Origin of the sequence: Actinoplanes sp. CA-131856, assembly GCF_050956135.1 — a bacterium.
Classification (GTDB): Bacteria; Actinomycetota; Actinomycetes; order Mycobacteriales; family Micromonosporaceae; genus Actinoplanes.
In genome coordinates, this window is the sequence record NZ_CP191849.1 from 10,394,830 (window position 1) to 10,416,795 (window position 21,966).

21 protein-coding genes and 1 tRNA gene are annotated in these 21,966 nt (G+C 68.4%); 10 read left to right on the forward strand and 12 right to left on the reverse strand.

Annotated elements, in window-relative coordinates:
• The first annotated feature begins 92 nt into the window (after positions 1-92).
• The 3 genes from ACQP2X_RS47900 to bagB are packed head-to-tail and all read left to right on the forward strand — an operon-like array spanning position 93 to position 3,091.
• Positions 93-932, forward strand: a complete 840-nt coding sequence (locus tag ACQP2X_RS47900; RefSeq protein ID WP_498692918.1) for an Rv0361 family membrane protein — start codon at positions 93-95, stop codon at positions 930-932.
• Positions 933-956: 24 nt separating this feature from the next.
• The gene (gene bagA / locus ACQP2X_RS47905; protein WP_498692920.1) at positions 957-1,910 is read left to right on the forward strand and encodes an ATPase BagA; all 954 of its coding nucleotides are present in this window, start codon (positions 957-959) and stop codon (positions 1,908-1,910) included.
• Between the two features lie 56 nt (positions 1,911-1,966).
• Positions 1,967-3,091: an ATPase BagB gene (bagB, locus tag ACQP2X_RS47910; RefSeq protein ID WP_498692921.1), complete on the forward strand. Its 1,125-nt coding sequence runs from the start codon at positions 1,967-1,969 to the stop codon at positions 3,089-3,091.
• A 4-nt stretch (positions 3,092-3,095) separates the two neighbouring features.
• Here the strand turns inward: bagB and ACQP2X_RS47915 are convergent, their stop codons facing one another.
• Positions 3,096-3,398, reverse strand: coding sequence for a WhiB family transcriptional regulator (locus ACQP2X_RS47915; protein ID WP_097317528.1), 303 nt, complete (start codon positions 3,396-3,398; stop codon positions 3,096-3,098).
• A 281-nt stretch (positions 3,399-3,679) separates the two neighbouring features.
• On the opposite strand from ACQP2X_RS47915, the gene ACQP2X_RS47920 reads away from it, so the two are divergent.
• The 3 genes from ACQP2X_RS47920 (at position 3,680) to ACQP2X_RS47930 (ending at position 7,389) form a co-directional block, all read left to right on the forward strand.
• Positions 3,680-6,094 (forward strand): transglycosylase domain-containing protein, encoded by a 2,415-nt coding sequence (locus ACQP2X_RS47920; protein WP_498701298.1) that lies wholly within the window; start codon positions 3,680-3,682, stop codon positions 6,092-6,094.
• 57 nt (positions 6,095-6,151) lie between these two features.
• Positions 6,152-6,646 (forward strand): AAA family ATPase, encoded by a 495-nt coding sequence (locus tag ACQP2X_RS47925; protein ID WP_498692923.1) that lies wholly within the window; start codon positions 6,152-6,154, stop codon positions 6,644-6,646.
• A 290-nt stretch (positions 6,647-6,936) separates the two neighbouring features.
• A complete protein-coding gene (locus ACQP2X_RS47930; protein ID WP_498692925.1) occupies positions 6,937-7,389 on the forward strand; it encodes a GNAT family N-acetyltransferase in 453 nt (150 codons plus the stop codon).
• 497 nt (positions 7,390-7,886) lie between these two features.
• Here the strand turns inward: ACQP2X_RS47930 and ACQP2X_RS47935 are convergent, their stop codons facing one another.
• The 6 genes from ACQP2X_RS47935 to ACQP2X_RS47960 form a co-directional block, all read right to left on the reverse strand.
• Positions 7,887-8,405: a hypothetical protein gene (locus tag ACQP2X_RS47935; protein ID WP_498692927.1), complete on the reverse strand. Its 519-nt coding sequence runs from the start codon at positions 8,403-8,405 to the stop codon at positions 7,887-7,889.
• Positions 8,406-8,497: 92 nt separating this feature from the next.
• On the reverse strand, positions 8,498-9,586 hold the full coding sequence (locus ACQP2X_RS47940) for an IS630 family transposase (protein ID WP_498692928.1): 1,089 nt from the start codon (positions 9,584-9,586) through the stop codon (positions 8,498-8,500).
• A 35-nt stretch (positions 9,587-9,621) separates the two neighbouring features.
• The gene (locus tag ACQP2X_RS47945; protein WP_498692929.1) at positions 9,622-10,527 is read right to left on the reverse strand and encodes a hypothetical protein; all 906 of its coding nucleotides are present in this window, start codon (positions 10,525-10,527) and stop codon (positions 9,622-9,624) included.
• Positions 10,514-10,816: a hypothetical protein gene (locus tag ACQP2X_RS47950; RefSeq protein WP_498692931.1), complete on the reverse strand. Its 303-nt coding sequence runs from the start codon at positions 10,814-10,816 to the stop codon at positions 10,514-10,516. The genes ACQP2X_RS47945 and ACQP2X_RS47950 overlap by 14 nt, the downstream gene beginning before the upstream one ends.
• Positions 10,817-11,179: 363 nt before the next feature.
• Positions 11,180-11,256, reverse strand: a tRNA-Pro gene (locus ACQP2X_RS47955).
• A 72-nt stretch (positions 11,257-11,328) separates the two neighbouring features.
• A complete protein-coding gene (locus tag ACQP2X_RS47960; protein ID WP_498692932.1) occupies positions 11,329-12,222 on the reverse strand; it encodes a metallophosphoesterase in 894 nt (297 codons plus the stop codon).
• Positions 12,223-12,247: 25 nt separating this feature from the next.
• Between ACQP2X_RS47960 and ACQP2X_RS47965 the strand changes: the two genes are divergently transcribed.
• Positions 12,248-12,700, forward strand: a complete 453-nt coding sequence (locus tag ACQP2X_RS47965) for a GatB/YqeY domain-containing protein (RefSeq protein WP_498692934.1) — start codon at positions 12,248-12,250, stop codon at positions 12,698-12,700.
• A gap of 574 nt (positions 12,701-13,274) precedes the next feature.
• Positions 13,275-14,072, forward strand: coding sequence for a DUF4190 domain-containing protein (locus ACQP2X_RS47970; protein ID WP_498692936.1), 798 nt, complete (start codon positions 13,275-13,277; stop codon positions 14,070-14,072).
• 51 nt (positions 14,073-14,123) lie between these two features.
• Here the strand turns inward: ACQP2X_RS47970 and ACQP2X_RS47975 are convergent, their stop codons facing one another.
• The 3 genes from ACQP2X_RS47975 to ACQP2X_RS47985 all read right to left on the reverse strand — a co-directional run bounded on the left by ACQP2X_RS47975 (position 14,124) and on the right by ACQP2X_RS47985 (position 17,870).
• Positions 14,124-14,423 (reverse strand): hypothetical protein, encoded by a 300-nt coding sequence (locus ACQP2X_RS47975; RefSeq protein WP_097317520.1) that lies wholly within the window; start codon positions 14,421-14,423, stop codon positions 14,124-14,126.
• A 102-nt stretch (positions 14,424-14,525) separates the two neighbouring features.
• Positions 14,526-16,706 (reverse strand): putative bifunctional diguanylate cyclase/phosphodiesterase, encoded by a 2,181-nt coding sequence (locus tag ACQP2X_RS47980; protein WP_498692937.1) that lies wholly within the window; start codon positions 16,704-16,706, stop codon positions 14,526-14,528.
• 3 nt (positions 16,707-16,709) lie between these two features.
• Positions 16,710-17,870, reverse strand: a complete 1,161-nt coding sequence (locus ACQP2X_RS47985; protein ID WP_498692939.1) for an FIST signal transduction protein — start codon at positions 17,868-17,870, stop codon at positions 16,710-16,712.
• A 92-nt stretch (positions 17,871-17,962) separates the two neighbouring features.
• Between ACQP2X_RS47985 and pyrE the strand changes: the two genes are divergently transcribed.
• Positions 17,963-18,487: an orotate phosphoribosyltransferase gene (gene pyrE / locus ACQP2X_RS47990; RefSeq protein WP_498692940.1), complete on the forward strand. Its 525-nt coding sequence runs from the start codon at positions 17,963-17,965 to the stop codon at positions 18,485-18,487.
• Positions 18,488-18,507: 20 nt separating this feature from the next.
• Here the strand turns inward: pyrE and ACQP2X_RS47995 are convergent, their stop codons facing one another.
• Together ACQP2X_RS47995 and ACQP2X_RS48000 are read right to left on the reverse strand one after the other, a co-directional pair.
• Complete coding sequence (locus tag ACQP2X_RS47995; RefSeq protein ID WP_498692941.1) at positions 18,508-19,563, reverse strand: aspartate-semialdehyde dehydrogenase; 1,056 nt, start codon at positions 19,561-19,563, stop codon at positions 18,508-18,510.
• A gap of 11 nt (positions 19,564-19,574) precedes the next feature.
• A complete protein-coding gene (locus ACQP2X_RS48000) occupies positions 19,575-20,840 on the reverse strand; it encodes an aspartate kinase (RefSeq protein ID WP_498692942.1) in 1,266 nt (421 codons plus the stop codon).
• A 178-nt stretch (positions 20,841-21,018) separates the two neighbouring features.
• On the opposite strand from ACQP2X_RS48000, the gene ACQP2X_RS48005 reads away from it, so the two are divergent.
• Positions 21,019-21,789 (forward strand): hypothetical protein, encoded by a 771-nt coding sequence (locus tag ACQP2X_RS48005; RefSeq protein WP_498692944.1) that lies wholly within the window; start codon positions 21,019-21,021, stop codon positions 21,787-21,789.
• Positions 21,790-21,966 lie beyond the last annotated feature (177 nt).

Consider the following 21,966-nt stretch of genomic DNA (forward strand, 5'->3'; position numbering starts at 1 on the left):
TGATCGTCGGTAACGCGCCCAGCTTAGGGCCCACGATCGTGCCGTTTTGACTAGGCTGAGCAAGCCGGACACGTCACATCACGGAGGGCGACATGACGCACCCGCAGGGCGGCCAACCGGGGCACCCGGAGCCCGCGCCGGTGCCCGAGCCGGAGCCTCCGCAACCCATTCCTCCCCAGGAGCCGATCCCGGCGCCGGAGCCGCCGCACCTTTCTTTCATCGATGCGCCCCCCGACCCCGGCGAGCTGGAGTGGCCGCCGCCCGGCGCCTATTCGGGTGAGGCCGCCTCCCACGAGGAGACCCAGGTCATCCCGGCCGACGCCGGCTGGCAGGCGCCGCCGCCCACCTCGCCGTGGCACGCCCAGCACGAGGCGCCCGGTCAGTGGCAGACCACCCCGCCGGAGCATCTGGCCTATCAACACTCGATCCCGCCGGCCGTTCCGCTGCCCCAGCCCGAGCCGATCTGGGCCGGTCCTCCCCAGCAGCCGAAATCGCGCCGGGGCGCCCTCTGGGTCTCGGTGGCGCTGGCCGGCACGCTCCTGCTCTGCGGTGGTGGCGCCGTCTCGGCCTATTTCCTTCTCCGCAACGCCGACAACCCGGGCTCGCCCGACGCCGCGACCGCTGTCGACCGCTTCCTCACCGCCGTCTACAGCCAGCAGGACGCGGCCGCCGCCGACGACCTGGTCTGCCGCGAGGCCCGCGACAAGCAGAAGATCGCCGAGCGGGTCGACGAGATCAAGGCGTACGCCGCCGGGTATCAGGAGCCGGTGTTCCGCTGGGCCGAGCCGACGGTGGCCGGCGACGGCGACGACCGGGCCACGGTGGCGGTGCAGGTCACCATGTCCACCGCCGACGAGAAGACCGCCGCCCAGGACCTGCGGTTCACGGTGATCCGCAAGACCGGCTGGCTGGTCTGCGAGGTCAGCGGCTGAGGGTGTCCCGTTACCTTTGATTCCATGGGCGAGCGAGTGAGCAGGTGGCCGGCGCGGCTGCACGTGGTGACCGGCAAGGGCGGCACGGGCAAGACGAGCGTGGCCGCGGCGCTGGCCCTGGGTCTGGCCGCCGGCGGCAAGCGCACGCTGCTGGTCGAGGTGGAGGGCCGGCAGGGCATCGCCCAGCTCTTCGAGACCGAGCCGCTGCCCTACAAGGAGCTGCGGATCGCCAAGGTCGCGGGCGGCGGCGAGGTGCGGGCGCTGGCCGTCGACCCCGAAGAGGCGCTGCTCGAATATCTCGACATGTTCTACCACCTGGGCGCAGCCGGGCGGGCGCTGCGCAAGGTGGGCGCCATCGACTTCGCCACCACCATCGCGCCGGGCCTGCGTGACGTGCTGCTCACCGGCAAGGTGAAAGAGGCCACCACCCGGTCCCAGGACGGCAAGCGGGCGTACGACGCCGTGGTCCTCGACGCTCCTCCGACCGGCCGCATCGGCCGCTTCCTCAACGTCACGGCCGAGACGGCCAAGCTGGCCAAGGTCGGCCCGATCAAGACACAGAGCGACAGCGTGGCCGCGCTGCTGCGCTCGCCCATCTCGTCGGTGCACGTCGTGACGCTGCTCGAGGAGATGCCGGTGCAGGAGACGCTCGACGCCATCGCCGAGCTGAACGCGCTGCGCATCCCGGTCGGCCGGATCATCCTCAACGCCACCCGCCCCGCGCTGGTGACCGCCGGACGGGTGACGAAGGCCGAGCTCAAGCGCGGCCTGGCCGAGGCCGGCCTGCCCACCGACGCCGGCACCGTGACCGGCCTGGCCACCGAGGTGAAGGACTACCTCACCCGGCAGGAGCTGGAGGAGACGCTGCGCCAGGAGCTCACCGAGACCGGATTGCCCCTGGTCGAGCTGCCCCTGCTGCCGCGCGGAGTCGATCAGGCCGGGCTCGACGAGCTGGCCGCGGCCCTGATGCGCGCGTGATGCGGGCCGGGACACAGTCACCGTCCGTGGGATCAAGTACGGACTACTCTGGAGTAGTGGGTGAGGTGCTGGACGTCGACGGTCTGCTCGCCGATCCGGCCATCCGGATCGTGGTCTGCTGCGGCGCCGGCGGGGTGGGCAAGACGACCACCGCCGCCGCCATCGGCCTGCGGGCGGCCGAGGTGCACGGCCGTCGCACCGTCGTGCTCACCATCGACCCGGCCCGGCGGCTGGCCCAGTCGATGGGCCTCAGCGAGCTCGACAACACGCCCCGCCAGGTCAAGGGCATCGACGGCGAGAACGGCGGCGAGCTGCACGCCATGATGCTCGACATGAAGCGCACCTTCGACGAGGTGGTGCAGCAGCACACCACGCCGCAGCGCGCCGCCGAGATCTTCGCGAACCCGTTCTACCAGGCCATGAGCTCGACCTTCGCCGGCACGCAGGAATACATGGCGATGGAGAAGCTGGGCCAGCTGCGCTCCACCGACGAGTGGGACCTCATCGTCGTCGACACACCGCCCTCACGGTCGGCGCTCGACTTCCTGGACGCTCCGGCCCGCCTGTCCCGGTTCCTCGACGGCCGCATGCTGCGCATGTTGCTGGCTCCGGCCCGCTCCGGCGGCCGCAGCATGTTCAGCCTGGTCACCGCGTCCTTCGGGCTTTTCTCCCGTACGGTGCAGAAGGTCCTCGGCGCCCAGTTGCTCACTGATCTGTCGGGGTTCGTGGCCGCGCTCGACTCCATGTTCGGTGGCTTCCGGCAGCGGGCCGACGAGACGTACCGCATCCTGCAAGATCCGCAGACCGCGTTCCTGCTGGTCGCGGCCCCGGAGCGCGACGCCGTGCGCGAGGCCGCGTACTTCGCCGAGCGCCTGGTGGCCGAGCGGATGCCGCTGGCCGGCCTGGTGCTCAACCGGATGCACCGTTCCGAGGTGGCCGACCTGCCGGCCGACCGGAGCGAGGCCGCCGCGGCCGAGCTCGACGCCGCGGGCGAGAACCAGCTGACCGCCGGCGCTCTGCGGATCCACGCCAACCTCGTACGGCAAACCGAGCGCGAGCAGCGCGTGGCCGCCACCTTCACCGACGCCTTTCCGGCCGTTCCGGCCGTCTCCGTCACGGCGCAGCCCGCCGACGTTCATGACGTCGACGGGCTGCGGACGATCGGCGCGCTTCTCGCCTAGCGGGTCAGCGGGTCGGGACGAGCACCTTGTCGGCGCCCTTGTCCTTCATCGCGGCCTCGAACATCTTTCGCCAGCTCGCCACGTGCGGGTGGCGGCGCAGCAGCGCGCGCCTCTCCCGTTCGGTCATTCCTCCCCAGACGCCGAACTCGATCCGGTTGTCCAGGGCATCGGCGAGGCATTCGTAGCGAACCGGGCAGCTGCGGCAGATCCTCTTCGCCACGTTCTGCTCGGCGCCCTGCACGAAAAGCGCGTCAGGGTCGCCACTCTGACACGCGGCCATGCTGGGCCAGTCGCTGATCATCCCCATCTGTAAACGTCCCCCCTAGCGTTACCCCCTGACGTCCGCGGGGCGTATGTGTGTCCCCCTGAGCCACGCGGACGTCGTGCTCGGACCATCATGCTCTGTAGTTGGGCGATTACGCAACGTTGTCCCTCAAATACGTACAGCCCGGCTCTTCCGGGCAAAGGCCGCGAAGCCTACTTCACAAATCCCCACGAAAGATCCCCCGTTAGGGCAGACTGAAAGTGGGCTCTCTGGACGCGCGGTTCCGTGCGCTCCTCGCGTACCCTGCTCGGGTGACCTCCTGGATGCGCAGACGCGATCACAACATCTTCGCCAATGCGACCTCGCTGTTGATCTGCGGTTTACTCGCCGGCGTCGTCGTCGCGGCCGCCGCTTTCCCCGCGGCCGCCATGTCCGGACTGGCCGCCAAGGCCGGTGGCGAGACCTTCGCGCAACTGCCCAGTGAGCTCAAAGACTTCAGCTCCCCGCAGATCACCCGCATCTACGCCCGCGACGGCCGGACGCAGATCTCGCAGTTCTACGACGAGTTCCGCAGCGATGTCCCGATCAAGGACATCTCGAAGTTCATGCGCGACGCGATCGTGGCCGCCGAGGACCGGGAGTTCTACAACCACAACGGCGTCGACCTCAAGGGCGTCGCCCGCGCGTTCGTCAGCAACAGCGGCAAGTCCGAGTCCAAGCAGGGCGCGTCGACCATCACGATGCAGTACGTGCGCCTCTCGCTGGCCTACTCGGCGACCAACCCGCAGGAGGTCGTCGACGCCACCAAGGACACGCCGAAGCGCAAGGTCAACGAGATGAAGTACGCGCTCCAGGTGGAGAAGGAGCTGTCGAAGGACCAGATCCTCGAGCGCTACCTGAACATTGCCCCCTTCGGCAACCAGGCGTACGGCGTCTACGCGGCCAGCCAGGTCTACTTCAACAAGAAGCCCAAGGACCTGACGATCGGCCAGGCGGCCATGCTGGCCGGCATGGTCAAGGCGCCGACCAGCTTCAACCCCACCAGCTCCGAGGGCTACCCGCAGATCCGCGACCGCCGCAACAACTACATCATCCCCGGCATGGTCGAGGCCGGCATGATCACGCAGGCCCAGGCCGACAAGGCGGTCAAGGAAGCCATCCCGCGCAAGGTCAAGCCGATCAGCAACGGCTGCGTCTCGGTGGCCAACAACAACTGGGGCTTCTTCTGCGACTACTTCTACCGGTGGTGGATGGACCAGGAGTCGTTCGGAGCGACGAGGTACGACCGTGAGCGCCGGCTGAAGAGCGGCGGCTACCGCATCGTCACGACGATGGACGTCAAGGGCACCTCCGACGCCCGCAAGCGCATCTCCGACCACATCTCGCTGAACAACAAGAACGCGCTCCTGATCTCCGGCATCGAGCCCGGCAACGGCAAGGTCCGCATCCTGTCGGCCAACCGGCGCTACAAGCTCGACGACCCGGCGAAGCCGCAGAACCCGCTGTCCTCCGACAAGAAGAAGGCCAAGGCGGGCGTACGGGCCACGTACCCGAACACGACCAACCCGCTGCTCTCCGGCGGTGGCGACATCAGCGGCTACCAGGCCGGCTCGGTGTTCAAGATGTTCACGATGGTCGCGGCGCTGGAGAAGGGCTACCCGCTGGCGTACCCGATCAAGGCGGAGAAACGCTACAAGTCGGGCTACATCATCGACTCCGGCAACGACTCGGCCTGCCCCGGCACCCACTTCTGGTGCCCGAGCAACTCCGGTGGCGGCGGCGAGGGCGTCTACAACATGTGGACCGCCTTCGGTAAGTCGATCAACACGTACTTCGTGCCGCTGGAGGAGCGGGTCGGCGCCGAGAACGTGGTCGCCGTGGCCAAGCGGTTCGGCGTGCAGTTCCGCGTGAAGCAGGACGCCGACTTCGCCAACAACGCGGTCTCGGCCAACCAGTGGGGCGCCTTCACCCTGGGCGTGTCGGCGTCGACGCCGCTCGACATGGCGAACGCCTTCGCGGTGCTGCCCGGCGACGGCATGCACTGCGAGCCCACCCCGATCGAGCAGATCACCACGCAGTCCGGCGAGAAACTCGACATCGGCAAGCCGCGCTGCATCCGGGCCACCAGCCCCGACGTGGCCCGGGCCACGCTCGACGCGACCCGCTGCCCGGTCGGCGACTCGGCCCAGCTGGGCAACTGCAACGGCGCCACGGCCCGCGCGGTCAAGTCGACGGTGAAGCACCCGGTGTTCGGCAAGACCGGAACGACCGACGCCGACAAGACGGCGGCCCTGATCGCCGGCACGACGAAGCTGGTCGTGGCGGGATATCTGGTCAACCCGGACTGGCCCCAGCACACCGACCGGATGAGCCACGACGTGGTGAACCCGGCCGTCTACGAGACGCTGGCCGACTACATGAAGGGCAAGCCGAAGGAGCAGTTCAAGGTCCCCGGCAGCAAGAAGATCGCCGAGGGTGACCAGCGCTCCATCCCCCGCGTGGCCTGCCAGTCCATCGGCGACGCCAAGGACGAGATCGAGTCGGCCGGCTTCGACGCGGTGGTGGGCAACGAGGTCGAGTCCGACTGCCCGAAGGGAACGGCGGCCGGCACCGACCCCGGCGGCAAGACCATCAAGGGCGGCGTGGTCGTCATCGAGGTGAGCAAGGGCAAGGCCGTACAGACCCCGCCGAGCGGCGCCCCGCCGGGCGGCAACAAGCCAAAGCCTCCGGGCCGCTGACGCTCCGACATCGCGGGCGGGATTTCCTTCGGGAGGTCCCGCCCGTACTTTTTGCGGATGCCCCGCACCCTGATCACCGGAATGTCCGGCACCGGCAAGTCGACGGCCCTGACATTGCTGGCCGCCCGAGGCCACCACACGGTAGACACGGACACCGACGAGTGGAGCGAGTGGGCGGGCGACGACTGGGTCTGGCGTCCCGGCCCCATCACGGAACTGCTGACCACCACGCCGGACGTCTTCGTGGCCGGCTGCAAGTCGAATCAGGGCCCCTTCTACCCGCTCTTCGACCACATCGTGTTGCTGAGCGCCCCCGCGGCCGTCCTGCTGGCCCGTGTAGAGGCGAGAACCACCAACCCGTACGGCAAGACACCCGCCGACCGCGCCGAGATCCTGGCCAACCTGGCCGCCGTCGAGCCCCTCCTCAGAGCCACAGCCACAACCGAGATCGACGCCACCCTGCCGGCCACCGAGGTCGCCCGCCGCCTGGAAGCCTTGACCGCCCTCAGTCCCGGCGGCGAGGCCGGGCCAGCGCGGGACGGTGCACCCTGATCCAGGCCTCGATGTCGGCGATCCTCCACACCCGCCCCCGGGCGAGCTCGTCGTAGGGCTCCGGCCAGTCAGGACGACAGGCCAACTGGTCCACCCGCTGACGATTGACCCCACCCAGCCGAATCCGTATCTCGGCCACACCCATCAAATGCCTAGTCATGGAGCCAGCTTACAAACGACTACCACGAACGTGTCAATCCCACACGAGCGCGACGGGGAAGGCTGGTGCGGTGATCCCTTTCTCGCACGAGGTCTCGTATGACGCCAAGGCCGTCCACGTGCCACACCTGATGGAGCTGTTCGCCTCGGTATGGTGGGCCGCACAGCGAACGGAGACCGAGGTCCACGGCATTCTCGCCGGTTCCGATGTCGTGGTGGCGGTCTTGGACCGCCCGTCCGGCCGGCTCGTGGGCTTCGCCCGCGCACTCACGGACCGGACCTACCTGGCCGTCATCCTCGACGTCATCGTGGCTTCCGACGTCCGCGGCGCCGGCGTCGGCTCGACAATCATGGACGCCGTGCTCGCGCACCCATGGATCGCCGGGGTCAAGAGCGTGGAGTTGATCTGTCAGCCCGACCTGACCGCGTTCTATCGACGCTGGGGCTTCACAGATCAGGTAGGCCGGTCCCGGCTCATCTTGAGCTGGCTGAGCGGCTGCCGGCGAACACGCTCGACGACGTCGTTTCAACCAAGACGTCGGTGGGCGGTGTTCCGCTACCGGAGCACTTCCACGACGGCGTAGTCCGTTCGCGACGCGCGAAAAGGTTGACCGAGCTGCAGCACAGCTTGGCTATACCCGGAATGCCGTAGATTCAGAGGTTCTCGCGCCCCACTGGCGCCGCAGCGGCTTCGCCACTTGGCTGTTTCACCCCGCAGCGACCGGCTGGTATCCGCGGCGGCCCCGTACCCGTCGCGCCCGGTACCCATCCTCGGGGAAACCTTGCCTGGAATTCCCGTACGCGGGCGCGGCGCGGCGACTCGCGCCAATGCATGCTGGCTACCGATTGCCAACGGCCTGACGCCCCACGGTTTCGATGGGTCAGTGCGGGGCCGCTACTTACACATAACAATCCCAATGAGGAAACGTTTGACCGATAAGCTGAAATCAGCAATGGGAATCTGCGCTAGGGATACGTAAAGCGGCAATGCATAACTCACCCGTCCAGACTCTGGATGATCTGCTGCAGCGAATCTATCGCTTCGCCCATGAATTGGCTGCGGCCGCATAACGCCGGCGCTTCACCAAATATCAGGAGACAAACGCTCGCGGAGCATCGTCTCTATCTCAGTCCAAAATGGAAGCTCATGAAGATCGGGCGGGAAAATCCCTTTTCGTATGCCACGGGCATTCGATATAGCGTCATGCATTGCCGTGAACGCAGCTACTGAAGAGATGTATTGCATTGCCGTATTGGAGCCTACGGCCGTCCCGTAGGCAAACGTATCTTTATCAGACCAGTGGAAGGGTGGCTGAAACCAACCCGCTCCCTCGTCGCCGAAGAGAAGGGATACCGCGCTTCGCGACTGCTCGTTACAGTCATACCCGTACAGCGATATCAGTTCCGGACTCTTCCTGCGCAGGCGCCAAAAGCGCCTTTGCACCCACGCCAGGAAAGTTATGTAGTCAAGGTCGAGGTCCCCGATGTTGTACTGAGAATCTGTGCCTGCCTCACGGAAATAGAAGATTCCATCGGTATCAAGCGTCCGGCTGGGTTGCCCGAATATTCCGGAAAAGTTTTGTGGATTCGGAAGCCTCATCCTAGCGCAGATTTTATCTATGAATTCCCTGGAATCGCTAGGATCAGGGAACGTCGTTAGAGGGCCGACTTCCCGCACCGCTTCACATGCAGCTACTGTCGCGTGTCTGAGGTCTTTTGACGGGTGGCTTTGGTGAGGATCTGGTCGGCGGTCTTAGTCCAGCGGAAGGGTTCGCAGCACTGGTTGTAGGCGTCGATGAAGGTGCGGATGGCGCCGATCAGGTCGGGGACCGAGGTGAAGGTTCCGCGGCGGATGGCTTGGCGGGTGATGATGCCGAAGAAGATCTCGACCATGTTCATCCAGGACGCGCTGGTCGGGGTGAAGTGCATGGTGATCCGCGGGTTGCGGGCCAGCCAGGCTTTGACGTTCGGATGGTTGTGGGTGGCGTAGTTGTCCGCGATCACGTGCAGTTTCACTCTCGGGTGGGCTTTGGCGACCTGCTTGAGGAAGGCCAGGAACTCGCTGTTGCGGTGCCGCTGGTAGCAGGCATCGGCGGTGATCTTCCCGGTCGCGACTTCAAGCGCGGCGAACAAGGTGGTGGTGCCGTGCCGCTTGTAGTCGTGGGTGCGTTTCTCGGCCTGGGCGAAGCGCATCGGCAGTAGCGGCGCGGTCCGGTCCAGAGCCTGGATCTGCGATTTCTCGTCCACGCAAACGACCACGGCGTTGGCCGGCGGGTCGAGGTAGAGGCCGACGACGTCGCGGATCTTGGCTTCCAGTTGCGGGTCGGTGGAGAACTTGAACGTCTCGGCCCGGTGCGGTTGCAAACCCCAGGCCCGCCAGATACGGGCCACCTCGGCGAAGCTGACCGGTATCCCTTCGCGGGTCAGGTGATCGGAGAGCAGCCGCGCCGACCAGTGCGTCACCCCCAGCTGTTCTGGTGGCGGGTTCAAGGTGGAGGTGATCACCGCGGACTCGTCGATGACCGGCGGCCGTCCGGAACGAGGCAGATCGGCCAGAGCGTCGATCCCGCCGGTCTCGTATCGGGCCCGCCAGGCGATCACCGTCTGACGGGTCATCCCGACCTGCCGGCCGATCTCCGTGTTCGCCAGTCCGTCGGCCGCCAACAGCAGCATCCGCGCCCGCTGCACAATCCCGGCCGGCGCCGACGACGACCGCGTCAACTCCCGCAGGCGGGCACCATCACCAGGACGCAGGACCAACGGCGCAGCAACAGCAGGCATACCGCATTCTCCCGCACCACACCCGTCAAATCACTTCAGACACGCGACACTACATACCGAAATGGTGGGTATATCTGCTCCCAGTGGAGTGGTCCAACGTCGCCCGCATCCATGAATGGTGGAATCTTGGGGTTTAGCGCTAAGTCTATCAACAATGAAACATTAAATGCAGACTCGGAAAGGCGATCTCTCCCTACACCGGTAATGCCTTCGTAAGCTCGGAGAGGCGCACCATACGACCCGCCAAGTGCTCGCTCAGCCTCGCTAAGGAGTCGACGGCCGTAGTCGTCCTTAGGCGTCGCTGGGATGCCGCCCAGCCAGGACGTGTACTGGTCGATGGTCGCGGCGCACTCGAACAGTAGCCGAGTAGTAATCCTGTCGTCGTCGACGGTGATTAGCGGTATGCCCCGGCTGCCGTCCAACTGAATGTGATCGATACCTCTAGTCTCGGCAAATATCTGCCGGGCCCAAAAATTCACATCGGTAAAGGCGGAGGCGATCGCCGGGACAGTGTCCCACTCCTGATCTTCAATCCCTTCAGAATCGAGTAGGGCCTTGTATGCATATCGCAGGTCCAGCCAAAACTGGCGAGTTTTGGAGAGTTCTTCTGAAGCCGAAGGGAACGAAGCCTGGAAGCCAAAGAAGTTAGATTTTTCTTTCTTGGCCCGCATTAAGGCACGCCGCTCTTTTTCGTCGAGCGCGAAGACGAAATCGCGAATCAGTCTCTCGGAGGCGTACTTCATAAGGCTCAGCGAGATACCAATGGTTGAGGAATGGTACCTAACCCAGTGGCTGCTCTCGTGTGCAAATAAGAGATGATAGGCTTCTACGTCCGGGTCGAGGTCGTTCCATTCTGTGGGAACCCGGAGCAGTTGCGTGTTTAGATCGAGCTTCCCGAGGCCTTTGCATCCACCGAGCGCACCCCAGTCATTCAGATCCATTGCCGTTCTCCGGCTTCTTCTCTTCTCGAACCCTGAGGTTTATCCGAGCTCGTACCTTTGCAAAGATAACTGCAGTGATAGCGACAAGTGCATCTGCGGTCAGATTCTCTCCAACACTTACGGCGAACTCAACAAGCGCGGAATCACCGAACTCGCCGTTGTCGAAGAAATCTGAAGTCTGGCGCTCAATTGGACCCACGTTTGCGTCATCGGCCGGAAGCTCGACAAGGAGCTCCCGGCGCAGCATTTCAGCGTCATATTCTGGACCTTCGATAACGAACATAGACACCGCGCCGCGTCCTCTCAAGATCTTAGAGCGCCGATCAGTTTCATCTGATAGTCAGATCTGAACGGCTCAAGTAGAGCATTCCAAGTCAACACCGAATGAGGCTACGCGATCTCACCTTCGGATGCCCGATCTACCAGAGAACGAGCGGCCCCAAGAGTGATCGCTATCGTGACCGCTCTCAGCCCCAGGGCGCCACCGGAGGCGGTCGGGAGTCCATCCATGGCGAGGGGCGCAAGACAGCCTTCACAAGCATGGAGCAGTGCTTTGAGTAGATCATCTCCAAGAACTTCTCCAAACACACTTCGGAAAGAAGTCAGGCCCGGCCTCCCTGAGCGGAAGACCGGGCCTGACCTGCACTGCTCTTGGTCGGGGTGGCCGGATTTGAACCGACGGCCTCTTCGTCCCGAACGAAGCGCGCTACCAAGCTGCGCCACACCCCGAGCTGCCAGGAAATACTATCCGACGCCTCGCCGGACGCGAAATCGGTATCCCCTGAAGCGTAAAACCGCAGGTCAGCGCGGTATGAGAGTGAGCACCGAAGCCTCGGGGCGGCACGCGAAGCGGATCGGGGCGGTCGGGTGGGTGCCCAGGCCGGCCGAGACGTGGAGCCACGAGTCGGAGCCGGGCCAGCGGTGCAGACCCTTCGCCATCGACGTTGGCAGGTCGCAGTTCGTGGTCAGCGCTCCGTAGAACGGCACACACACCTGACCGCCGTGGGTGTGGCCGGCCAGCAGCAGCTCGAAGCCGTCGGCGGCCATCGCGTCGAGGACGCGGGAGGCGGGGGTGTGCGTCACGCCCAGGTGGAGGTCGGCACCGGTGGAGACCGGGCCCGCGACCGACGGGTAGTCGTCGCGGTCGACGTGCGGGTCGTCGACGCCGGCCAGCTCGATCGAGCGGCCGCCCGCCTTCAGCACCGTGCGGGCGTTGTTCAGGTCGGCCCAGCCCGCGTCGGTCAGGGCCGCCCGCAGGTCCTCGGTGGGCAGGTCGACGCCCTGCACGTACTCGCGCTCGGGCATCAGATATTCCAGCGGGTTCTTCCAGCGCGGCCCCCGGTAGTCGTTGGAGCCGAACACGAACGCGCCCGGCACCTCCAGCAGCGGGTCGAGCGCTCGCAGCACGCCGGGAACAGCGGCGGGGTCCGCCATGTTGTCGCCGGTGACGATCACCAAGTCGGGGTCGGTGCCGCCCAGCGCGGCCACCCACGCCTGCTTGCGTCGCTGGTCGGGCATCATGTGCAGGTCCGAGAGGTGCAGGATCCGCAGCGGCTCGGCATCCGGTTCGAGCACCGGCACGTCGAAGCGCCGCAGCGTGAACATGTTGCGTTCGACCAGCGAGGCGTAGGCGAAGGTCGCGGCGCCCGCGGCGGCCACCCCCGCACCCAGGGCGATAAAGGAGCGCTTACGCATGACCGAAAGAGTAGTTTCTCCGTCCATGGGAACGCTGAAGGACCGCCTGAACGATGACCTGCACGCCGCGATGAAGGGCCGCGACGAGCTGACCACCTCCACGCTGCGCATGGCGCTCGCCGCCGTCCGCAACGCCGAGGTCGCCGGCTCCGAGGCCCGTGCCCTCACCGACGACGAGGTTCTCGCGGTCCTGACCCGGGAGACCAAGAAGCGTCGCGAGGCCGCCACGGCGTTCGCCGACGCGGGCCGCGCCGAGCAGGCGTCCAAGGAGCGGTCCGAGGGCGAGGTGCTCGAGCGCTACCTGCCGAAACAGCTCACCGACGACGAGATCGCCGACCTGGTCCGCGAGGCCCTGTCGGCCGGCGGCTTCAGCGGAAAGGCCCAGATGGGCCCGGCAATGAAGGCCGCGCAGTCCGCCGTGGCGGGCCGCGCCGAGGGCGGCCGTGTGGCGGCTGAGGTCCGCCGCCAGCTCGGCTAATTGAGATGTACGTCTGGAGGGGCTCCCGCACGGGGCCCCTCCAGCGATGTTGGCACGGAGCAGGCGCGACATTCATGATAGTCGCTTGTAAAGTAGCTCCATGACTAGGCATTTGATGGGGATAGCCGAGATCCGGGCCCGAATGGGCGGGATCACCCGTCAGCGCGTGTACCAATTGGCCCTCCGCCCCGACTGGCCGGAGCCCTACGACGAACTCGTCCAGGGCCGAGTCTGGAGAATCGCCGACATCGAGGCCTGGATCTCGGCAAACCGCCCGGCACTCGCCGACCCGATCACGAGGATCGACGGCCCCGGCCGCGCCCGGCGGCCAGGCCGCGCCGGGACGGGGCGTCGCGTTTCAGGGTGATGAGCAGGCGCGGGCGCTGCCGTGAGTCCGCGCCCGGCCGCCTGGCCGGCCGCCGGCGCAGGCTGCGGCGAGCCCGAGACCACCCCACACACGACCCGGGCACCTTGCCTGCCGCCAGCGCGGGCGGCGGCGAGACGGAGACCCACCCCACGGTCACCGACTGATGCTGTTCGGCATGTCGAGGGTTGACGGGGCTCAAGTCGGCGTGTGAAGGGCCGATCGCTCCTGGATGACACCGACACCCGGGAGACGAAGTCGATGACCTGCTCCAACTGTGGCTCGACGGCCATTCAGCCGAACGGCTACTGCGCCACCTGCGGCCGACCCGCCGCCGCACCGCAGGCGGGGTGGGTCGCGCCCGACCCGACCGCGGGATACAACTACGCGCCGCCGGAGGGGCCGGCGCCCACGAGCGCTCCACCCGCCGGTGAGCTGCCACCGCCATATCCGCCGCCACCCGTGGGCCAGCCGCCGCACTACGCTCCGCACGCAGCGGGTCAGCCACCGCATTACGCGCCACCTGCAGCGGGTCAGCCACCGCAGTACGCGCCGCCCGTAGAGGGTCAGCCACCGCACTACGGGCCGCCCACGGCAGGTCAGCCGCCGCAGTACGCGCCGCCCGCCGCCGATCAACCGCCCGCGGGGCACTATCCGGCCGGGGCGCCGGCTGGGGGTGGATATCCGCCGCCAGGTGGGCAGCCCTATGTCAACGCCGCGCAGCCGCCCTATGGGATGCCTCAGAACGTGCCCTACGGGGCCTCGCCGCCGCCCTACCACCCCTACCCGCCCATGCCGCCCCGGGCGGCCGGCAACAACTTCAGCATCGCCGCGTTCGTGCTGGCGGGGGTCGGTCTTCTCCTCATTCCGCTGCTCGGCATCCTCGGCATCGTCTTCGGCGCCGTCGCCCTGCGCCGCGGTGAGCGGCTCGGCAAACTGGGCCTCATCCTCGCCATCGCGGGCACCGTGCTCGGTTTCGTGGCCAGCGCCGCCCTCAACCTTCTCTGAACAAACTAATGGGGGTACGGCGTGACGCCGTACCCCCGAAGGAATGTGACCTCAGAGAGCGAGCTGCGGCCTCACCGGCACCGCGGTGACCGCCGGGCCCACGCTGCGGCCCGGCAGCTGCTGCTGGGGAACCGCGTACGGGCCGAGCATCGACTCGATGGCGGGTGCGATGGCGGGGCGGTCGTTGAGCTGGATGAGCCGTGCGGCGCGGGCCAGCGAGCCGGTCTCGCCGTCGCGGAAGCCCTCGCGGTAGCCCTTCTCGTAGCGCTCGCCGCGGCCGAGGGCTCGGCCGAGGGCGAAGCACGTGGAGCCGGCCAGGGCGAGCAGGAAGAGCAACGCGAAGGGTGTCACCGTTATTTTCCTTCCGGGGCTTATGTACCAATTAGCCGAAAAGTACCCCTCAAGGATCCCGCATGCGGTAGAGCGGTGATCAAGTACGCCAACGGGTGAAGATCAACCCAGCACGGCGATCGATGCTCGCAGCAGTTTGGCCGGCACCTCGGCCGGGTCGGTCGGGCGGCACAGGTGATATCCCTGTCCATATCCGCAGCCCAGCCGCCTCAGAGCGGCCAGCTGAGCGACGTTCTCGATGCCCTCGGCCACCACCCGGAGGCCCAGGATCTGCGCAAGCTCCACGATCGTGCGCACCAGGGCCAGATCCTCGCCGGTGAGCTCGGCCCGCGCGATGAAGGCCCGATCGATCTTCAGTTCGTCGACCGGCAGCTCGCGGAGATAGGCCAGCGACGAGTAGCCCGTACCGAAATCGTCGATGGACAGCTGCACGCCGAGCCCGCGCAGCTGATGCAGCGCCGCCTTGCCCAGGTCGGGCTCGCTCATCAGCACCGACTCGGTCAGCTCCAGCGTCACCGCGCTCGACGGCAGCCCGGCGATGGCCAGCGCCTTCATCACGTTGTCGGCGAAGCGCGGATGGACGAGCTGATGGCCCGACACGTTGACGTTGAGCCCCAGGTCGGGGAAGTCGCGCCGCCACTTGGCGACCTGCATCGCGCTCGTCTCCAGCGCCCACTGGCCGATGTCGACGATCAGCCCGAACTCCTCGGCGATCGGGATGAAGTCGACCGGCGAGACGAACCCGCGGGTCGGGCTGTACCAGCGGATCAGCGCCTCGGCGCCGACCGGCTTGCCGTCGGCCAGCCGGATCAGCGGCTGATATTGCAGGCGGAACTCGCCGTCGCGCAGCGCCCGCTGCAGATCGCCGCGCAGGCTCAGGTGGTCGAGCGCCTCGGCGTGCATGTACGGCTGATAGGCCAGCACCCGGCCCGGGCCGTCCTTCTTCGCCCGGTACATCGCCACGTCCGCGTTGTGCAGCAGCTCCTCCGGCTTCAGCTCCGCCTCGCGGGAGACCGCCACCCCGACGCTGGCCCCGATGAAGATCTCCCGGCCGGCCACCCGGAACGGCTCCTTCACGGCGGCCACGATCCGCTCGCCGATCAGCGTCGCCGCCTCCACCGGCGAGTCGTGCAGCAGCGCCGCGAACTCGTCTCCGCCGAGCCGGGCGATGGTGTCGCTCGCCCGCACGCATCCGCGCAGGCGCCGGGCCACCAGCGCCAGCAGCTGGTCGCCGGCCTCGTGGCCGAGGCTGTCGTTCACCGCCTTGAACCGGTCCAGGTCGACGAAGAGCACGCTGGTCGGGTCCTCCACCGTCGCGCGCGAGGCCAGCACCCGGTTGAGGATGGTCAGGAACAGCGCCCGGTTGGGCAGTCCGGTGACCGGATCGTGGTGCGCCTCGCGGACCGCCTCGACCGTGCGGGCGTCGGTCAGGGCCAGGCTCACCTGCTGGGCGAAGGCGGCCAGCTGGTCGCTGCGCTCGGTGTCCTCGCCGGTCACCCCGCAGAGCAGGGCCACCAGGCAGCCGGCCATCTCGCCGGTGACCCGCACCGGGGCCGCGATCATCTGGCCGCGCGCGTCGATCCGTACGAGAGCCGATCCTCCCGCCATCGCCGCCCGGGCCAGGCCCTCCGGCGGCGTCACTCCGCCGCCCGAGGTCGAGGCGACCGTGAGCCGCCGCTCCTGACCGCCCTCGGCCAGCAGCAGCGTCACCGTGGCCCCGCCCAGCAGGCCGGCCGCGCCGCCGGTCACCGCGTCCAGGATCTCCGGGAGCGGCCGCCGGGCCGAGATCCCCCGCTGGATGGTCAGCAGCGTCTCCACGAGCCGCTGACGGGTCTGCGCGGAGGTCGCCTGGCGCTCCTTCTCGGCCCGCAGATGGCGCTCCGCGGCCAGCACCCGGATGCTGCGCAGGGCCAGGCCCAGCACCTGGCCCATGCCCTGGAGCATCTGCCGCTCCTCGGGCGCGAACGGCTCGGCCAGCCGGGCCACCACCAGCGCCTCGCCCGCCTGGTCGCCCAGCGGGTTGGCGACCGCGTGCAGCTCACCCACGTTCGGCACGATCAGCATCGGCTGGCCGGCGGCGACCTCCAGGACGCCCGCTTCCGGCACGACCCTTCCGAAGCCGTACGCCCCGTGCACGCCACCGTCGCGCACGACCGCGCCGACCTCGGCGTCGACCATCTCGGCGGCCCGCTCGACTGCGTTGGCGATGGCCGACTCCTCGTCCTCGGCCGCGTTGACCGCGGTGAAGTACTCGGTGAGCTGATGAGTCGACCAGGCCAGCATGGGTCAGGCCAGGGCGAGGGTGACGAGGGTCAGATGGTGCATGCCGAGCGCGCCACGCACCCGGGCGATCTCCCCGAGCGTGTAGAGGCCGGCGTACGGGGCGTCGCCCAGGGCCGCGTGCATGGCCCGCATCTCGGCGTCGAGACCGCCGTCGATCAGGCCGGCCCGGCGCCCGCCGCAGTCGAAGGCGAGCACACCGAGCGGCGGCAGCGGCTCGAGCTGGGCCACCGCCTCGGCGCAGGACTGGGTGGTCCCGTCCAGCAGCGCCTGCCGGTCACCCTCCATGAGCCAGACCAGCGCGCCCTGCGGCACGTCGGCCGTGCCCCAGACCGAGCGCTCGGCGTCGTCCCCGGCGTGGATCACCCGGATGTCCTCGCCGCTGCGCCGGGAGAGCCCGAGCGGTTGCAACTGCCGTCCCCGGTCGAAGAACTCCTCGGCCGAGCCGTCGAAGTCGTTGCGCCGCAGCAGCACGTCCAGCGCCGGCTGGCCGTCGAGCTGGTAGATGTGCGGGCCGTGGCTCCTGGTGACGACCATGGGCGGTTCGGTGCGCCGCCAGCCGTGGGCCACGCCGACGCCGATCGGGCCGTCCGAGCCGAGCGCGAGACCGATGACGGCGCCGCTGAGCACCTCGTCGCCGTAGAACTGGAAGGTCTGCTGGAAGCGCCGGTCGTCGGCCGAGAAGCCGCCGACCAGCGGGATCGTGGCGCCGAGGGCCGAGTAGGCACCCCGGACGATCTCGTGCGGGCGCCCGGACAGGCCCTCGCAGAGCAGGATCAGCACCTGGTGCTCGTCGTGCAGGCCGTGGACGGCGTCGGCCGCCGCGGCGCCGGCCGCCCGCGGGTCGGACGGGTTGATCGGGGCGACCTTCACCCGCACGGTGAAGCCGTCGCCGCCGAGGGCCGCGACCGACACCCCGCCGTCGGTCACCCCGCCGCTGCCCAGCTCGCCCATCGTGGTGCAGCCGACGATCTCGGCCGCCGGTCCGGCCTCGGCCCGCACGGCGGCCAGCAGCGCCGGCAGATCGTGGCTCGCGGAGGCGAAGACGAAGACTGCCTTGGCCGTACGCCCGCCCACGGCCGCGTGTGCGGCCTCGGCGCCCGCCTTGGCGGAGTCGGGGGCACCACTCTGGCCCACGCCGAACCAGCGGTGCGGGTTGATTTGCATGATCCTCTGATCGGCACCATTTGTCGGTTGCTGAGTGGTTGCTTGTGGGGTGCTGTCGTCCGTCCCCGGAGGGCCTGACAGGCTAGTCCCTTGTGAGTGACTCTGACCTTGCGCGGCAGGTCCGCGCCGTGAGCCGGCTGACCGGCGAGTTCGTCCTGCGCTCGGGCCGGACCGCGACCGAGTACTTCGACAAGTACCAGTTCGAGGCCGACCCGGTGCTGCTCGACAAGCTGGCCGAGCAGATGGCCGTGCTGATCCCCGAGGGCACCGAGGTGCTGGCCGGTCTCGAGATGGGCGGCATCGCCGTGGTGACCGCGGTGGCCCGGCACGCCGGCCTGCCCACGGCCTTCGTTCGCAAGCAGGCCAAGCAGTACGGCACCGCGCGGCTGGCCGAGGGCGCCGAAGTGGCCGGCCGCCGGGTGCTGGTGGTCGAGGACGTGGTGACCTCGGGCGGCCAGGTCGTCATCTCGACGAACGACCTGCGCAAGCTGGGCGCCCACGTCGACCACGCGCTCTGCGTGATCGACCGGCAGGAGGGCGGCACCGAGGCGCTGGCCGCCGAGGGCATCACGCTGCGCGCGCTGCTGACCCGGGCCGACCTGGAAGCCGCGGCCTGACCTGTCGACCCGCCGCCGGGCTATTTCGAGAGCTCGGCGGCGAGCATCTCGGCGATCTGCACGGTGTTGAGGGCGGCGCCCTTGCGCATGTTGTCGCCGGTGACGAAGAGGTCGAGGGCCCGCGGGTCGTCCATGGCCCGGCGGATGCGGCCCACCCAGGACGGGTCGGTGCCGACCGCGTCGATCGGCATCGGGAACTCACCCGCCTCGGGATCGTCGACCAGGATCACGCCGGGCGCGTTGCGCAGGGCCTGGCGGGCACCCTCGGCGTCGACCTCGGAGCCGAAGACGGCGTGGACCGCTATCGAGTGGCCGGTCACCACCGGGACGCGGACGCAGGTGGCCGAGACCTTGAGCGCCGGCAGCTCCAGGATCTTGCGGGACTCGTTACGGAGCTTGAGCTCCTCGGAGGACCAGCCCAGCGCCTCGAACGCGCCCGACCAGGGCACCACGTTGAGCGCCAGGGGCGCCGAGAACGGGCCGAGATCGTCGCCCACGGCCTGGCGCACGTTGCCCGGCCGGGAGCCGAGCAGCCGGTCGCCGGCGACCTTGCTGAGCTGGTCGTGCAGGGTGTCCACACCGAACTGACCGGCGCCCGAGGCCGCCTGGTAGGAGGCCAGGACGAGCTCGCGCAGGCCGTACTCGCGGTGCAGCGGGGCGATCGCCATGATCATCGCCATCACCGTGCAGTTGGCGTTGGCCACGATGTTGCGCGGGCGGTGGCGCAACGCGTCGGGGTTGACCTCGGGCACCACGAGCGGGACGTCGGGCTCCATGCGGAACGCGGCCGAGTTGTCCACCACGATCACGCCGCGGTCGGCCACGATCGGCGCCCACTCGCGCGACACGTCGTCGGGCACGTCGAACATCGCGACGTCGACCCCGTCGAACGCCTCCGGGGTGAGCTCGGCGACCGTGAGCTGCTCCCCGCGGCAGCTCAGCTGCTTTCCGGCCGACCGCGCCGAGGCGATCAGCCGGATCTCACCCCAGACGTTGCGCCGGGAGGAGAGCAGCTCGAGCATGACCGTACCGACGGAGCCGGTGGCTCCGACGACGGCGAGCGTGGGCTGCGCCATGGCAGGCGTTCTTACCGGCCGGTGCCCGCGTAGACCACCGCCTGCTCGCCGCCGCCCAGCTCGAACTGGTCGTGCACGGCGCGGACCGCGGTGTCGAGGTCGCTGTCACGGCAGACCACGGAGACCCGGATCTCCGAGGTGGAGATCATCTCGATGTTGACGCCGGCCTCGCCGATGCAGGCGAAGAAGGAGGCGGCGACGCCCGGGTGCGAGCGCATGCCGGCGCCGATGAGCGAGACCTTGCCGACGTGGTCGTCGAAGAGCAGGCTCTTGAACTTCACCTGGTCCTTGATCTTGTCGAGGGCGGTCATCGCCGTGGAGCCGTCGGCCTTGGGCAGGGTGAACGAGATGTCGGTGCGCCCGGTGCCCTCGGTCGACACGTTCTGCACGATCATGTCGATGTTGATCTCGGCGGAGGCCACGGTCTCGAAGATGCGGCCGGCCGCGCCGGGCTCGTCCGGCACACCCACGATCGTGATCTTGGCTTCGCTTCGCTCGTGTGCGACCCCGGTGATGAGCGCTTGTTCCACGGAAGGGTCCTCCATCGATCCGGTGACCAGGGTGCCGGGCTTGTGGGAATACGAAGAGCGTACGTGGATGGGCACCTTGAAGCGGCGTGCGTACTCCACGCATCGCAACATCAGCACCTTCGCCCCACCGGCGGCCAGCTCGAGCATCTCCTCGTACGTGATCTGCTTGATGTGCTTGGCGTCGGGGACGATGCGCGGGTCGGCCGTGAAGACGCCGTCCACGTCGGTGTAGATCTCGCACACGTCGGCGTGCAGAGCGGCCGCGAGCGCCACCGCTGTGGTGTCGGAGCCGCCGCGGCCCAGGGTGGTGATGTCCTTGGTGTCCTGCGAGACACCCTGGAAACCGGCCACGATCGCGATCGCGCCCTCGTCGAGCGCGCTGCGCAGACGGCCGGGGGTCACGTCGATGATCCGGGCCTTGCCGTGTGTCGAGGTGGTCAGCACGCCGGCCTGCGACCCCGTGTACGACCTCGCTTCGTACCCGAGGTTGTGGATGGCCATCGCCAGCAGCGCCATCGAGATGCGCTCGCCCGAGGTGAGCAGCATGTCGAGCTCGCGGCCGGGCGGAAGCGGGCTCACCTGGTTGGCCAGGTCCATGAGCTCGTCGGTGGTGTCACCCATCGCGGAGACCACGACGACGACGTCGTCACCGGCCTTGCGGGCGGCGACGATCCGCTCGGCGACCCGCTTGATCCGCTCGGCGGTCGCGACGGACGAGCCCCCGTATTTCTGCACCACCAGTGCCACGGCGATCCAATCCTTGGCGTACAAACAATCGCCACCACACTAGCCGTGACCGCCTCGGACGCCGACAGGCGATCCCAGAATCCGGCGCGCCGCGACCGGGGACACGCACGACACGCCGACGTGCGGACCGAGCGATACGGCCGTTGGAGGCGAGAATGTCTCGGTGCGCCCTCGCTTGATGCCTCTGTCCGCCGCCGTCCTCCTCGTGACGGCCATCGGCGCGTGCAGTGACGCCGCGGGCGGCACCACCACACCCACGACGCCGGCCTCGGCGCCACCGGCCACCGGCGCGCCGGACGCCCGGGTCGCGCTGGCCGGCCGGGCCGCCGCCGCCATGGACAAGGCCTATGCGGCGCTCTACACGCTGGACCAGGGCGGCGGAAAGGTGCGCAACGTGGTCGCCACGGTCGGCGCCGACGGCACGTGGAAGGTGGACGTCGGCGGCGGGGCGCTCGGTGGCACGGCCGACGTGTCGCTGGTCTCGATCTCCACCGGCGTCTATCAGTGCACCATCTCGTCGGCCACCAACCCGATCACCCCGACCTGCGTCAAGCTGGCCGCGCCGGGCAAGCGGGTCCCCGAGGACTACGACCTCGAGGTGCAGCGCCTGTTCCGGCAGTGGCTGAGCGTGTTCACCGACCGGCAGGCGGCGATCGCGGTGACCGAGGTGCAGCCGCTGGCCGGCGCCAAGGGCGACTGCTTCTCGGTCGACTCGACCGCCGCGTCGCTGGCCGACCCGGTCGACATCGGCATCTACTGCTACACGCCCGACGGCGTGCTGACGGCGGCCCGGGTCGGCTTCGGCGTGCTCAAGATGGTCAGCGAGTCGACCGGACCGGCCACCGTGCAGCTGCCGGGAGCCGTCACCGCCGGGCCGCCGCTGGGCCAGGACGCGCCGCCGCCGGTGAACCCGCAGGTGACCCAGCCCTCGCTCGCGCCCTCGGCGTGACTTCCCACGATCCGGGCGTCTTGCTGGCCACGCTGTTGCCGAGCGCGTAACGTCGCAATCGACATGTGGCAGGCGTTCCTTCTTCTTCGCTGCCGCGACGAGGCCCCATCCCAGGCCGGCACCTCGTCGCGGAGTTGACGCGCGCCGCCTTCCTCGCCTCGCCCTCTTAGGAGCAGT

Excerpts from the sequence above, each read along its gene's own strand:
- ACQP2X_RS47900 (WP_498692918.1), top strand. The coding sequence starts at position 93 with ATGACGCACCCGCAGGGCGGCCAACCGGGGCACCCGGAGCCCGCGCCG.
- bagA (WP_498692920.1), top strand. The coding sequence starts at position 957 with ATGGGCGAGCGAGTGAGCAGGTGGCCGGCGCGGCTGCACGTGGTGACC.
- ACQP2X_RS47915 (WP_097317528.1), bottom strand. The coding sequence starts at position 3,398 with ATGGGGATGATCAGCGACTGGCCCAGCATGGCCGCGTGTCAGAGTGGC.
- ACQP2X_RS47920 (WP_498701298.1), top strand. The coding sequence starts at position 3,680 with ATGCGCAGACGCGATCACAACATCTTCGCCAATGCGACCTCGCTGTTG.
- ACQP2X_RS47925 (WP_498692923.1), top strand. The coding sequence starts at position 6,152 with ATGCCCCGCACCCTGATCACCGGAATGTCCGGCACCGGCAAGTCGACG.
- ACQP2X_RS47930 (WP_498692925.1), top strand. The coding sequence starts at position 6,937 with ATGGAGCTGTTCGCCTCGGTATGGTGGGCCGCACAGCGAACGGAGACC.
- ACQP2X_RS47935 (WP_498692927.1), bottom strand. The coding sequence starts at position 8,405 with ATGAGGCTTCCGAATCCACAAAACTTTTCCGGAATATTCGGGCAACCC.
- ACQP2X_RS47940 (WP_498692928.1), bottom strand. The coding sequence starts at position 9,586 with ATGCCTGCTGTTGCTGCGCCGTTGGTCCTGCGTCCTGGTGATGGTGCC.
- ACQP2X_RS47945 (WP_498692929.1), bottom strand. The coding sequence starts at position 10,527 with ATGGATCTGAATGACTGGGGTGCGCTCGGTGGATGCAAAGGCCTCGGG.
- ACQP2X_RS47960 (WP_498692932.1), bottom strand. The coding sequence starts at position 12,222 with ATGCGTAAGCGCTCCTTTATCGCCCTGGGTGCGGGGGTGGCCGCCGCG.
- ACQP2X_RS47965 (WP_498692934.1), top strand. The coding sequence starts at position 12,248 with ATGGGAACGCTGAAGGACCGCCTGAACGATGACCTGCACGCCGCGATG.
- ACQP2X_RS47980 (WP_498692937.1), bottom strand. The coding sequence starts at position 16,706 with ATGCTGGCCTGGTCGACTCATCAGCTCACCGAGTACTTCACCGCGGTC.
- ACQP2X_RS47985 (WP_498692939.1), bottom strand. The coding sequence starts at position 17,870 with ATGCAAATCAACCCGCACCGCTGGTTCGGCGTGGGCCAGAGTGGTGCC.
- ACQP2X_RS47995 (WP_498692941.1), bottom strand. The coding sequence starts at position 19,563 with ATGGCGCAGCCCACGCTCGCCGTCGTCGGAGCCACCGGCTCCGTCGGT.
- ACQP2X_RS48005 (WP_498692944.1), top strand. The coding sequence starts at position 21,019 with ATGCCTCTGTCCGCCGCCGTCCTCCTCGTGACGGCCATCGGCGCGTGC.